The sequence below is a fragment of the Microbulbifer sp. 2205BS26-8 genome, from assembly GCF_030731025.1.
GTDB lineage: Bacteria > Pseudomonadota > Gammaproteobacteria > Pseudomonadales > Cellvibrionaceae > Microbulbifer > Microbulbifer spongiae.
The window spans coordinates 1-13,415 of sequence record NZ_JAVAMR010000012.1 but is presented as its reverse complement, the minus strand read 5'-3'; the positions used below and the strand labels follow the sequence as shown (position 1 = coordinate 13,415).

Annotated in this window: 11 protein-coding genes; 2 read left to right on the top strand and 9 right to left on the bottom strand. The window is 53.7% G+C overall.

Features of this window, described 5'->3' with window-relative positions; genetic code table 11:
• Positions 1 to 28: 28 nt before the first annotated feature.
• The 6 genes from Q5Y71_RS06065 to Q5Y71_RS06040 form a co-directional block, all read right to left on the bottom strand.
• On the bottom strand, positions 29 to 3,079 hold the full coding sequence (locus tag Q5Y71_RS06065; RefSeq protein WP_306040919.1) for a TonB-dependent receptor: 3,051 nt from the start codon (positions 3,077 to 3,079) through the stop codon (positions 29 to 31).
• 1,011 nt (positions 3,080 to 4,090) lie between these two features.
• The gene (locus tag Q5Y71_RS06060; protein ID WP_306040917.1) at positions 4,091 to 5,050 is read right to left on the bottom strand and encodes an acetyl-CoA carboxylase carboxyltransferase subunit alpha; all 960 of its coding nucleotides are present in this window, start codon (positions 5,048 to 5,050) and stop codon (positions 4,091 to 4,093) included.
• Positions 5,051 to 5,143: 93 nt separating this feature from the next.
• Entirely contained in the window at positions 5,144 to 8,662 is a 3,519-nt protein-coding gene (gene dnaE / locus Q5Y71_RS06055) for a DNA polymerase III subunit alpha (protein ID WP_306040915.1), read from the bottom strand.
• A gap of 57 nt (positions 8,663 to 8,719) precedes the next feature.
• The gene (locus Q5Y71_RS06050; RefSeq protein WP_306040913.1) at positions 8,720 to 8,935 is read right to left on the bottom strand and encodes a DUF1289 domain-containing protein; all 216 of its coding nucleotides are present in this window, start codon (positions 8,933 to 8,935) and stop codon (positions 8,720 to 8,722) included.
• Complete coding sequence (locus Q5Y71_RS06045) at positions 8,928 to 9,464, bottom strand: gamma carbonic anhydrase family protein (RefSeq protein ID WP_306040911.1); 537 nt, start codon at positions 9,462 to 9,464, stop codon at positions 8,928 to 8,930. Before Q5Y71_RS06045 ends, Q5Y71_RS06050 begins: the two co-directional genes overlap by 8 nt.
• 418 nt (positions 9,465 to 9,882) lie before the next feature.
• On the bottom strand, positions 9,883 to 10,257 hold the full coding sequence (locus Q5Y71_RS06040; RefSeq protein ID WP_306040909.1) for a hypothetical protein: 375 nt from the start codon (positions 10,255 to 10,257) through the stop codon (positions 9,883 to 9,885).
• A gap of 183 nt (positions 10,258 to 10,440) precedes the next feature.
• On the opposite strand from Q5Y71_RS06040, the gene Q5Y71_RS06035 reads away from it, so the two are divergent.
• Both Q5Y71_RS06035 and Q5Y71_RS06030 read left to right on the top strand, forming a co-directional pair.
• Positions 10,441 to 10,638: a cupin domain-containing protein gene (locus tag Q5Y71_RS06035; protein WP_371877004.1), complete on the top strand. Its 198-nt coding sequence runs from the start codon at positions 10,441 to 10,443 to the stop codon at positions 10,636 to 10,638.
• A gap of 86 nt (positions 10,639 to 10,724) precedes the next feature.
• Positions 10,725 to 11,303 (top strand): helix-turn-helix domain-containing protein, encoded by a 579-nt coding sequence (locus tag Q5Y71_RS06030; protein ID WP_306040907.1) that lies wholly within the window; start codon positions 10,725 to 10,727, stop codon positions 11,301 to 11,303.
• Between the two features lie 61 nt (positions 11,304 to 11,364).
• Here Q5Y71_RS06030 and Q5Y71_RS06025 read toward each other — a convergent pair whose 3' ends face one another.
• The 3 genes from Q5Y71_RS06025 to Q5Y71_RS06015 form a co-directional block, all read right to left on the bottom strand.
• Positions 11,365 to 11,832 carry an OsmC family protein gene (locus Q5Y71_RS06025; protein WP_306040905.1) on the bottom strand — a complete coding sequence of 156 codons (468 nt, stop codon included), beginning with the start codon at positions 11,830 to 11,832 and terminating at the stop codon, positions 11,365 to 11,367.
• 124 nt (positions 11,833 to 11,956) lie between these two features.
• The gene (locus tag Q5Y71_RS06020; protein ID WP_306040903.1) at positions 11,957 to 12,301 is read right to left on the bottom strand and encodes a 4a-hydroxytetrahydrobiopterin dehydratase; all 345 of its coding nucleotides are present in this window, start codon (positions 12,299 to 12,301) and stop codon (positions 11,957 to 11,959) included.
• A gap of 363 nt (positions 12,302 to 12,664) precedes the next feature.
• Positions 12,665 to 13,351: a sterol desaturase family protein gene (locus tag Q5Y71_RS06015; protein ID WP_306040901.1), complete on the bottom strand. Its 687-nt coding sequence runs from the start codon at positions 13,349 to 13,351 to the stop codon at positions 12,665 to 12,667.
• Positions 13,352 to 13,415: the final 64 nt, after the last annotated feature.

Below are 13,415 nucleotides of genomic sequence, written 5' to 3'. Positions count from 1 at the left end.
TCTGTCACCTTGCCGGCGGGCCCTTCCCTCAAAAATGATAGCGGGCACTCAGGGCATAGCGCGGACCTAACATCTCTATACGCAACAGCTGACTTGTTGAACGCGCAAACTGACGCTGGTCCTCACCCAGTAGATTAATGCCATCGAGACTGAGCTTCAGATTTTCATGTACTTCATAGCCAATACTCAGATCGACCTGACTGTATTCATCGGTATAACGTGGACGCCGCCCGCCATCTTCAACGCCTGCGAGAAATGCATCTCTCCAGTTATAGGAAAGCCGGGCAGAAAGCCCATATTGTTCGAAAATCAACGATACATTGGCGGTATCGCTGAGTCCTGTTAAGGCAAATTGCTCCCCGCCGTTGATCGCAGGGTCCTGTTCAACATCGTACTCAATATCGCCATTCACAATGGTGTAGTTTGCCTGCAGGCCAAAACCGGTTTCGCCAAAGAAGTGCTGAATCCCCACTTCCCAGCCATCAATCACCGCTCTCTCAGAATTCTTGGGCTGCGATACGCGGAAAATAATGGGGGCATCATCGGCATTACCAGTAATATCGACCAGGTTTTCAAATTCTTCTGCAGTGTATTCGTAGAAATCAACCCCGAGTATATTGGCTGCAACCATTGAAAAAAGATTGGTATCGTTGAGCGGCTCTCCCAGTGCTGTCAAATCCGCCATTGCCTGAAGGGCGCGCGGACCGTTGGTGGGATCGCTGAGACCATACAGATTAACATCCGTAGTCGCAGTCCCGATAAAGTTATCGACATCCTTGCGAAAGTAACCCATGGAAACATAACTGGACTCATCGAAATACCATTCCAGGGACAGGTCCAGATTATCCGATTCTAGTGGCAATATACCTGGATTGCCCGAGCCCGCTGTACCGAGAGTCGAACCTGAGAGCAGGGTTGGCAGAGAGGGGCCACTCAGACCGGAAGCGGCAGACCCCATCTGGTCATAATTGGCACGAGCAATCGTTTTACTGTAGGAAAAACGCCCTATCAATCCGGGAATAAATTCGATATCAAAATCCACATTGGGCAGCCAGTGATTGTATTTCGCCTTTTCAGAATAAGGGATGGCCGTAGCACCTGCAGGAATCTGGAAATCGTTGTTGCTCTGCCAGATTACTTCGCTGGGCAAGTTGGCAAGATCTGTGGATTCAACCTCCGTTTTCTCATACCGGAGCCCCACCACCAGATTCACCGGCATAGCCCGCCAATCTGTGCTGAAATAATACTGCGTGAAAGCCCCATAGACCGCTTCGTGGACAGTGCGATCCAGGTTATCCACCGGATTAACCGCCCAGGGCAATCCGACCGCATTGGAGAGGTGCCTGCCGACAAGGGCGGCATTGCCAGTGTATCCCAGAAGCAATGGCGCAGCACGACCATCACTGACACGATCAAAGAAATCGCGACTGTTTGATCTCAGTGACAAATTATAATCATTGAAAAGCTTGGCATAGTTGATGGGAGACAGATATTCCGCGGGAACGTCACCGGGATTGGCGATGCCCCATCCTCCGGCCAGCAACTCCTGATAAAAGGAGGATTGCAGACGCGTTTCCATATCGCGGGATTCAATCCCGAAATCAATCGAGTGTGTTTCATTGAACACAAAGTTGGCACCCAGACGGGCCTGGGTAAACTCCGCGAAGGCGCGGTCATTAAATATCTGTCTTACCGAGGAACCGACTTCCCCCTCTTCCAGCTCTCCATTGCCATTGCCGTACACCCCGTCATCGAAGTCTACAAGCAGAATGGGCAGGCCATCTCCGGTAAAATCGATGCCCTGGCCGGCGGAGACATTCGCCCCCAGTCCAATATTAATCCAGTTTCCGTAACCCGCATCTGGCAAACTGGAGGACTCGGACTGATGCGCATCAAAAACCAGCTCAAACTCATCGCTGGACTGCCATAGCAGATTCAAGCCGAGGGATTTCAGCGTGTTGACCTGATTTTGCTGCTGCAGGGCCAGACCAATATCCCGGGGATTCTGTTCTCGACGCTCTTCCCAGTAGAGTGCCGGCGTGTGTACTGGACCCCTATCAAAGGCAATATCGCTTTTATAGGTGTCCATCCAGGCGGACAGCTCCGAACGGTTTTCATAGATATCCTGTCTGGCGTAAGTGTAATCCACAGTGCCGGTCAAGGTATCGATTGGTCGCCACTGTAAAGTGAGTTGCCCATTAATACGGGTGCGCTCACGATCAGAGTGAATATAGCGTAGATCTATGGGCAGAGACCTCAGCTCTCCCAGTTCCGGTTCATTGAGAATATGAATAGGCTCTCCGGAATTCTCACCCGGTGACTGGGGAATGGTTCCATCATAGGCTTCAGTAATCCAGTTAGTGGTATAGGCACCACTGGCACCGCTGTCACGCTGCTGGTAGGAGGTAGTTAGGACAAAACCAAGCTTCTCTCCTTCATCAGTCCAGCTAAACAGTCCCGCAACTTCCGGTGTATAGTCATCGCCAACGACATTGGTGGTATCCCGCAGAACCTTGGCACCGAGAGACATATTCAACCCAGGACGGTCAAGGGGTCTCTGGGTGATAATATTAATCGTAGCACCCATCCCCCCAGAGGCGATATCCGCACGCCCGGTTTTGTACACTTCCAGTGCCCTGACACTTTCCGCTGCCAGGTTATCCATATCAAAGGCACGGCCCTGGCTTACCCCGCCGCCATTTTGTACAAGGGAGGTGGACGGCATCTGGCGGCCATTTAAGGTAATGAGATTATAGTCCGGCCCAAACCCGCGCACGGTTACCCGACTGCCCTCTCCGTTGCGGCGGTCAATGGAAACCCCGCTTATACGCTGCAGGGATTCTGCCAGATTGGAATCCGGAAACTTACCCATGTCCTCGGCAGAGATCGCATCCACAACACCGGCGCTATCCCGTTTCACATCCATGGAATTCTTCAGGCTGGCCCGGATACCTGTCACCGTTACCTCTTCAAGAAGGGTTTCGTCTTCCATCGCCAGCACTGACGGGATACCGGTCACTCCCAGGACGACAGAAATAGTGAATGCCAGGCGGTCTCTGTGAAAACAATGTTGTTTCATGGCTGGTTACCGGAATAGGGGTTTTATGAAGTTAATGAGGAATATCCGTTGCCGCAGATTGGTTTATGACATCCCCGATAACAACGGGTTTGTTGTGCGTCGTAGCGACAGATTTTTTATAATTCCTCCGCAGTGTGCCTCGTCCCACTCAAACTGCCATCAGGCCAGAGGGGTAAACGGGATATTGCGGATTAAATCCGGGATAGCGGGGAACCTACCGTAGGGACCCCCCGGCCATGGTTATTACCCAAGGTGACAGATGTCCCTCAAGCGGTGGGAATGATAAGCAAATCTACGTAGTGTTTCGGATTTTTCCAATGCGTGCTTAAATCTCGCCAATCCATAGAAGATACTGCCAATTACAGAAACTCCAGAGCCAATATGTCATACAGCCCGATTTTCTCAATCCCAAAGGCCATTATCACCAGTAGAAGAAACGCGTCCCTTACTGGCCTGACCAGGCGGGCAGATCGAACATGGTTTCACGGTACCTGGGACAAAATACACGCAAGGCACCTGAGGGCAAGGTTGACAAAAAGGCATTGGATGGATCGATCTCGTTGTAAACCAATAACCACTCGACAACGATCAAGAGCAAAGCGCATTGACATCCTCGAAGATACAGGCAAATAGATTCGCAGTGGGCAACACTGCTCAGGCTTGTAAATACATCAACTAAATAAATTCGCTGACAAAAAAACCAAAGAAATTTCAAAAACAATAATCGCAAAACTTAAAAAAGAAGCAGCTAAAAATTTTTGGGATTACTGTAGCAGTACTAATAGATAACCTGCCAGCTCCATATGGATGGGCCAGATGCCGTATACGCCTTGGTGAAGACCCCCTCTTTCGGCTGGCATCTTTTGGGCACTTATCGGAGGAGGCCGTTTTGTGCGGGGAGCATCCCACCGGCGCAATCTATCGCCGCAATCGCTTTCCAGCAATCCCAGCTGGTTGGAGCTGGCGTTCAGCCCAGCAATCAATCGGCATACCGGGCGTCGTTATTTGGCATTACGAAGTGCTATTGCCATAGCTCATCAGGCGTTGGTAGCGCTTCTCCAGCAAGGTATCAATAGAGTCCACCGTGCGCAATTGCTCTAATTGATGACTGAGCCTGTCCCTCAAGCGCGCCGCCATGGCATCCGGGTCCCGGTGCGCACCGCCGAGCGGCTCCGGAATGATTTCATCCACAATACCCAGTTCCTCCAGCACACTTGAAGTCACCCCCATGGCCTCGGCCGCCAGCGGCGCCTTGTCCACGGTTTTCCAGATAATGTTGGCGCAGCCCTCAGGAGAGATCACAAAGTAGGTGGCATACTGCAGCATATTCAACTGATCACCGACACCAATGGCAAGGGCACCGCCGGAAGACCCCTCGCCGATTACGGTACAGATAATGGGCGTGCGCAGGCGTGACATCACTGCTAGATTTTCGGCGATAGCCTCGCTGATACCGCGCTCTTCACTGTCGATACCCGGGTAGGCGCCCGGGGTATCGATCAGGGTCAACACCGGCAACCGGAAGCGCTCCGCCATTTTCATAATGCGTAGCGCCTTGCGATACCCTTCCGGTTTGGGCATACCGAAGTTGCGCGCGACTTTCTCATTGACAGAGCGGCCCTTCTCCTCGCCGATTACCGCCACAGGCGCGCCATCAAGGCGCGCAATACCGGCAATGATCGCTTTATCGTCACTAAAATGGCGGTCACCGTGCAACTCATCCCACTCAGTAAACAGGCGTTCGATATAGTCTTTCGCATAGGGGCGCTGCGGGTGGCGTGCCACCTGTACCACCTGCCAGGGCGTTAGATCGGAGTAGATAGATTCGGTCAGGTTTCTGCTCTTCTCTCGCAGCCGGGCCACCTCTTGGGCAATATTCAATGCGTTGTCGTCACCGACCAGCTGCAACTCCTTGATCTTACTTTCCAGCTCCGCAATCGGCTGCTCAAACTCGAGAAAATTAAAATTCATGAAATCTGTGCCCTTAACTCTTATCAACGCCATCGGACAATGACAACGGCATAGCTTAACTGCCCGGAACCAACCAGTCGAGCCCGATAGGCTTCAGTGCCGTTCAGCGTATTGCAGTGCCACTTGTTCACGCCCCAGCAGTTCCCGCAGCGACTGGAGCAACTGATCATTGGCCTCCACATCCCACCGGCGCGGCAGGCGATAGAGGCCGCGCGCATCACTGCGCAGCACCTCAAGACTGACCTTGCTGTGGCCACCGGTGTACGGCTGCAAACAGGCAGCCAATCGCTTCGCCAACCCCTGCTGCGCGCTGCCACTGTGGATCTGCAAGCGCACGCCGGTCACGCTGCTGCGACGCAGTTCGTCCAGGGTGGAGACGCTGTTGACGGTCATTTTCAGACCGCCGCTGTAATCATCGTTGGCCACGGGGCCATCGAGCACCAGCAGGGCATCCTTGGCGAGCTTTTCGCGGTGTTCGCCAAACGCCTCGCTAAACAGGGCCGCCTCAATGCGGCCACTGCGGTCATCCAGGCTGACAATCGCCATCGCATCACCGCGTTTGGTTTTCATCACCCGCATGGCGACAACCAGCCCCGCCACTTTTTGCGATTCGCGCCCCGGCTTGAGATCGGCAATACGCGCTTTCACTAAATACCCCAGTTCATCGGCATACTCATCGATGGGGTGACCGGTCAAGTATAGGCCGAGGGTATTTTTCTCACCCTCTAGACGCTCGCGAATACTCCAACAGCGGGTGCGGCGAAAATCCTCATATACATCCCCGTCGGCGCTCTGAGGTACCAGTTCCCCGAACAGGTCCATCATGCCGGCATTGGCATTGGCGGTCTGCTGCTCCGCGGCTTTGGTCGCTTCATCCAGGGCGTTAAACAGCACCGCACGGGCGTAATCCAGGTCCTCCCGATCGCCAGTATCCGGACCGATACTATCCAGAGCACCGGAGCGTACCAGCGCTTCCATCGCGCGCTTGTTCACCTTGCGCGGGTCTATACGGGCACAAAAATCAAACAGGTTGATAAAAGGTCCTCCCCGCTCCCGCGCGGCGATTATCGTTTCAATCGGGCCCTCACCGAGCCCTTTTATGGCGCCGAGACCGTAAATAATCCGGTTATCCATATCCACTGAAAACTGGAAGCTACCCAGGTTCACATCCGGGGGTACCAGGGTCAACCCCATGGCCCTGCACTCCTCGATAAAGGTCACCACCTTGTCGGTTTTGTCCATATCCGAGGACATGGTGGCCGCCATAAACTGAGCCGGATAGTGCGCTTTCAACCAAGCGGTCTGGTAGGATACCAGGGCGTAGGCGGCAGAGTGGGATTTGTTAAATCCGTAGCCTGCGAACTTCTCCACCAGGTCAAAGATTTTCATTGCCAGGGTGGGATTAATGCCCTGGGCTTTGGCACCGCTTTCAAAAACAGCGCGCTGCTTGGCCATTTCCTCCGGTTTCTTCTTACCCATGGCGCGGCGCAACAGATCCGCACCACCGAGCGTGTAGCCCGCCAGTTCCTGGGCGATCTGCATGACCTGTTCCTGGTAGACGATCACGCCGTAGGTGGGCTCCAGAATGGGCTTTAGTTTCTCATGCTGGTACTTGGCATCCGGATAGGCCACCTGGGCGCGGCCATGTTTGCGGTTGATAAAATCGTCCACCATACCGGACTGCAAGGGGCCCGGACGAAACAGAGCCACCAGTGCAATCATGTCCTCCAGGTTGTCAGGCTGCAGGCGCTTGATCAAATCCTTCATACCGCGGGATTCCAGCTGAAACACCGCAATCGTCTCGGCCCGCTTGAGCATTTTGAAGGTTTTTTCATCGTCCAGTGGCAGCGCGGCGATATCCAGCGGCTCCAGCCCGTCGCGACTGCGCTGCTTATCTACCATATGCACAGCCCAGTCGATAATGGTCAGGGTACGCAGGCCGAGAAAGTCAAACTTGACAAGCCCCGCATCCTCCACATCGTTTTTATCGAACTGTGTGACCAGGCCCGCCCCGGTTTCATCACAATAGAGCGGGGCAAAGTCCGTGAGCTTGGTAGGTGCGATTACCACACCCCCTGCGTGCTTGCCCACATTGCGCGAAACCCCTTCGAGTTGCAGGGCCATCTCCCAAATTTCCTGGCCCTCCTCGTCACTTTTGAGAAACTCACGCAGCACATCTTCCTGGTCGTAGGCTTTCTTGAGAGTCATCCCTACATCCGGCGGAATCATTTTTGACAGCTTGTCGGCAAGGCCGTAGGACTTGCCCTGCACCCGCGCCACATCGCGTACCACGGCCTTAGCGGCCATGGTGCCAAAAGTGATGATCTGGCTTACCGCCTGGCGGCCATAGTTGTCGGCCACATAGCCGATCACCCGATCCCGCTTCTCCATACAGAAGTCGATATCGAAGTCGGGCATGGAAATCCGCTCCGGGTTGAGGAATCGCTCAAACAGCAGATCGTACTGTAGCGGGTCCAGGTCGGTGATATCCAGTGCGTAAGCCACCAGAGAGCCGGCACCGGAACCCCTTCCCGGACCCACCGGAATATCGTGATCCTTGGCCCACTGGATAAAATCCATCACGATCAGGAAGTAGCCCGGAAAACCCATCTGGATAATGATGTCGAGTTCAAAGCGCAAGCGTTCCTCATAAACCCTGCGCCGCTCGGTATACTCTGGGGCGAAGCGGTCCAGGGTTTTTTCCAGGCGTTTTTCCAGGCCCTCTTTGGAGATTTTTTCAAAGAACTGGTCTTCGGTCATGCCCTCGGGAATCGGGTATTCCGGCAGGAAGTACTTGCCCAGCTGAATCGGCGCGGAGCAGCGCCTGGCGATTTCAACAGTGTTCTGCAGCGCTTCGGGAATATCGCTGAACAGCGACCACATCTCCTCGGGCGTACGAAAATACTGCTCGGCGGAATAACGGCGCTCCCTGCGCGGATCGTCGAGAGTACGCCCCTCGTGGATACATACACGTACCTCGTGGGCCTCGAACTCACTCTCAGCCATAAAGCGCACATCGTTGGTGGCCACCACGGGCAGATTCATTGCCTGGGCCAGATCCACTGCTGCGTGCAGGTACTCTTCGTCGCCGGCACGACCGGTGCGCTGCAGCTCCAGATAATAGCGATCGGGGAACAGCGCCGCCCATTCCCCTGCCAACTCCTTCGCCTGGGTGCGGCGCCCGGCAACCAGGGCGCGCCCAACGTCACCATACTTGGCGCCGGACAGCATCAACATGCCCGCACTGTACGCCCGCACCCACTCACGCTTTACATAGGCATTCCCATGATACTGCCCCTCCATCCAGGCTCGGGAAATCAGCGCAATGATATTGCGATAACCGTCGCCATTCATGGCGTAGAGGGTGAACAGTGTAGGCTTGCCTTCGCCGCCTTCGCTCAGCCAGAAATCCGCCCCAGTCACCGGCTTGATACCGGCGCTGAGACAGGCCCGGTAAAATTTTATCTGGCCGTACAGGTTGCACTGATCAGTCAGCGCCAAAGCCGGCATCTCCAGCTCCTCGGCGCGGGCAATGGCAGGCTTGATACGCACCAGGCCGTCCATCAAGGAAAATTCAGAGTGGATTCTTAAGTGGACAAAAGATTGGGTCATGTGTGCGTTTACTCAGGGCCCTGTGGCGCTTTGATCCGGCAGGGCACATTCGATTAATTACCAAATACGGCCCATCTGCCGTGCCCGTTCGGTGCAGCGCTTCAGCACTCTATGGCGCTCACCGTTATTCATGGCACCCCAGCGACTGATCTCTTCCGCGCTGCGAAAACAACCCTCACAGATGTCCTCGGCATTGAGGGCACATACGGAAATACAGGGGGACTGGACCGGGTGCTGTGCTGCTACAGGGGTTGTTACCGGTTGTTTACACATCTTCGGCCCCAAGGGGTACCAACTGATCGGCAAAGTACTTGCCATTCACCGCATAGTGGTCACTGCCGGCTTTGAGCAACTCGCCGATGCCTTGATCCAGGGCCTTCACCACCTTGCCGGGCGAGCCCACTACCATAGAATAATCGGGCACCACGGTATCCTCGGAGACCAGCGTATTGGCGCCAATAATACAATACCTGCCGATCACGGCCCCGTTCAACACCACCGCATTGATCCCTACCAGACTGTAGTCGCCGATGTCACAGCCGTGCAGCATCGTCTTGTGACCGACAGTGACTCCGCTACCCACCGTCAGCGGACTGCCGGGGTCGGCGTGAAGTACCGCGCCGTCCTGTACATTGCTGTATTCGCCGATCGTGATCGATGCACAGTCTCCACGCACCACCGCATTAAACCACACCGAACTGTGCCTGAGCATGCGCACATCGCCGATGATATGAGCACCGGGGGCGATATAGTGACCTTCACCTACCAAAAGTGGTTGTTGATTCCCCAAACTGTACAGCATCCGGTCTCCGTTTTGATGGGATTGCTCCAGGTTTATTATCCCGCGCCGGCAAGGCTGTGAACAGTGCATGCACCCAGTACTTTTCGGCCCGAATACCGGTCGGGCGTGTTGTCAATCCTGCAAACAGGTGAACGCCCCGTTCAGTTGCAACTCTCCATATAAATCCTTTAAAAATCCTGCTCGGGCCTTCTGTCCTGACTATATTGGTTGATTCATACTGGCGGGCAGGGTCGTTACAGGCAAGACAAGCCATGAGCGGTGTTTTTGCGGGAGTACGGTTCCAGGCGGGCGCGGCATGCCATTGCCTGGTCATCTTAGGCGGACCAGCGGCTGCCACTTGGGCAGCCGATGTCAGAGATATCAGCAAGCTAGGCCGGCATCTCTCTACCTATCGAATCCATTCAGCCTCTATTGCGGTTTATGAGGATTTCGCCGGTGAGATAACATCCAGGTCGTACCAGGGAGTCGGGTTGATGGGGCAGCGGAAACGGACACCATCCTTAGTAACGGTAACCCGCGCGGTGCGTGTCTCACCTGACTCCAGCGGAAACATGTCTAACCTGGCAGGAGTTTTATAATTCTGGATTTGGAACCCCACCAGCTTATTGGCTTTATTGGTAACAACGAATTCGTACTCACCGGCTTTCAAACCCGCGACGGTTTCCTTCGCCTCAAAATAGCCATTGTATTCACCAAGGTGGATCACGGTCACACCTTCACTATTTTTTTGCGGCGTACCGGCAAAACCTACGGTGGCCAGAATGAACAGGGCTAAGGTCTTTCTGATTGACATGATTCATCACTCCAAAATGTTAGATCTGTGTTAGCAACCAGATTGCGAAGTAGGCTAAAAAGTAGAGACAGATGTACTTAATATGCCTTTTTGTTCATAATTTCGATCAAATAGTACACATTTAACTCTTTACTGCTTATAGGGCTGTTATGTATCTAGATAACAAGGATTTCTTGAGCAAAAATTCTGCAGGGCCTTGGATTGAAGGTGGATGTCTACGTCCATGGGGATTTTTGTGGCCACTGGGCCATTGATACCTCGGGTTCACGGCGTATGCCGTTTCATCTGCTGACATTGGGCAAGGCCTGGCTACATCGACCTGAGCAGGAGCCAACTCTGTTGACAGCCGGTGATCTGGTGTTGTTTCCCTATGATTACTAGCATGTGATGTCGAGCGAATCACCCCCCCCTGAGGAACAAGTCAATCAACCGATCGACCAGCAGCAGGCAGTTTCTGCCAACATGGTTTGTGGCTTTTCGAATTCAGCAGTCGCATTGCCTGGCCATTGCTAGATGCCATGCCACCTGCCGTCATTCTGGATTTTCAAGTACAGAGTTGCCAGCCTCAAATCCGCACCATTGTCGATCTATTAATCAATGAACTTCAGACACGGGAGATGGGCTGTTTCGCGACGGCGAATCACCTGGCTTACCTGCTGTTTATCGAGGCCTTGCGCCTGCAAATGCACCGAACAGAACAGCACGGCTTGTTGGGCGCATTAGCAGATCCGAAAATCGGCAAAGCCCTTAACGTGTTACACAATGAGCCGGAAAAACCCTGGACACTCGATAGCCTTGCAAATGCCGTTGCCATGGGCAGGACGGCCTTTGTCAACCGCTTCCGCGATCTGGTCAATATCACCCCGATGCAATACCTGACGCAATGGCGTATGCGCGGGGCACAGGAGTGCCTCTTGACCAGCCAGCGCAGTATTGCGGCTATTGCTGAAGAAGCCGGCTATCAATCTGAAGCCGCCTTCCGAAAGGCATTCAAACAGGTAACCGGGTGTTCACCGGGCCAATACCACAAACAGGAGTGCGAATAGCCCGTTCAGGCTGTGAACCGCTGCTGGGCAAACACGGTATTGTGGTGATTCAAACTTGGGCTCAAAGCGCGCATATCTCAATGACCACCTCAGTCTTAACGGAGTTGGCAATAAAGCATTGCTTGTGGGCCAGGTGGTGCATTTTTTCCAACTGCGCCCAGGTGGGCTTTTTATCGCTGGAGAAAAGCACCCGAGGGTGCAGCGTGACCTGTGTGACACCCATTCTGCCTGCCGCAATCGTACCCATCACGCCCACCGCTTCATCCCGGTACGTATCCACCACAAAATCCCGCTTGGCCGCCATGGCGAGGAAAAACAGCATGTGACAGCTGGAGAGTGCCGCTACAAAGGCTTCTTCAGGATCGACATGCTCCGCTACCGAATAGGGGAGCGGGACCACCTGCGGGGACGAGGAAGCGGGCACTGACACGCCGCCATCAAACCGCCAAGTGTGCGCGCGACTGTATTGGTTATCGGTGAAGGTCTGGCCACCGCGCTGCCAGACAACTGTGGAAGTGTACTCAGACAACCTGCGCCTCCTTCCTGCCGGCATCAAGCCGGCACAGAACTGCTCTGTGCCACTTTCCGGTCAAAAGAGCTGAGCACAGGCAGGAAGATCATTTCACTACTGCATTGATAGCTGAGGGCTTTACCTAGTCCGCGTCCACTTGCTGATCCGTGCGTGCGGCCATAATAAAATCATTCTTGTGCAGGCCCTTGGCTTCGTGGCTCCACCAGGTCACGGTCACTTTGCCCCACTCGGTCAACAGCGCCGGATGGTGTCCCACTTCTTCGGCAATGGCGCCAACCCGGTTGGTAAATGCCAGTGCCTGTTTGAAATTGCGAAATTTGAAGACACGCTCCAATTGCAGGATTCCATCTCGGGTGATCGGCGACCAGTCGGGGATCTGTCGCAATAATCCTGGCAGTTCATCGTCACTGACAAGCGGTGCATCGGCGCGGCAGGCTTCACATTGTTGTTGAGCTAATTCGGTCATGGATGTTTCCTCAAAACCTGGCTTATTATCCCTTGTTTTATCTGGGCACCACTCTAACCGGGGGACTTCAGTGAAACAAGCGTGCACCCTAAAAACGCATTTTATATGGTTTTATGGCACCAATGTGGCACTGCATGCGATTAGCGCTGGGGTACCGGGACATTCAGTGCCACCGCGCCCTCAAGAAACACAGTATCTGTCACAGGTAGATCCGGTTCAATTTGAATATGACATGCGTGGCGAATAGCCAGCGATTCGACAAGAAAAGGGCAATATACCAACAGTGTTTTTCCATCACTGTTGAACCTATGAAAGAGAAGCAGGCACTTTGAGGAAATCGAGTGATACCCTGTCAGCGGAGCTTTACTTGCCAGGGCCATCAAAGGTATCCCTGGGCTCCCAGTGAAAGGTACCCAGCAGGAGATCAAACAGGGGAAGGGTCAAATTAAAATTGCTGGTTTTCATCAACTCCCGACGATGGTGAATCCGATGCAAATGGGCCAATTCCCGCAACCCCGGTACGTTGTGAAACCAGTGTCCTTCGGACTGATGATAAGCCAAGTGCAGCACTTCGTAACCCAGGTGACTCAGGACTATGACTGCCGCCAGGATATAGCCCGCGTTCACTGAGAACAGAGACGCCAGAAGATATCCACAAAACGGGGCGAGAATAAAAGCCAAAAAAGCACTTAAATAGGTTGGGAATAGAACGATACGCCAGTCCCGCGAAGACGCAAAAGACAGCAACGGCGGAGAATAAAAGCTGTGGTGATCACCGGTGTGTCGGTTGTAAAACAATCGGGTCAGCTTTTGTTTTTTATGTCCTGCCCAACGGTGGGCAGCATATTCCATAAAGTTGTAGAGGAGAATACCCAGAGGAACGGCCAGAAGCTCCCCAAGTCTCAGTGCATCTACCAGAACAATACAGTAACCAGAAACTCCCAAACAGATCAACACAATGGCTGTCAGGTGGAACCAGCCGTTATAATGGCTGCGAACCGCCTCTCTGTATCGCTTCCTGAAAGTGATCACATCATGCAATTGCAACATGCCCCACCCCTCTTTTTCTTGTCATGATGCAATCTTAATTGACGAATGAAAGAGTTGAGAAGCT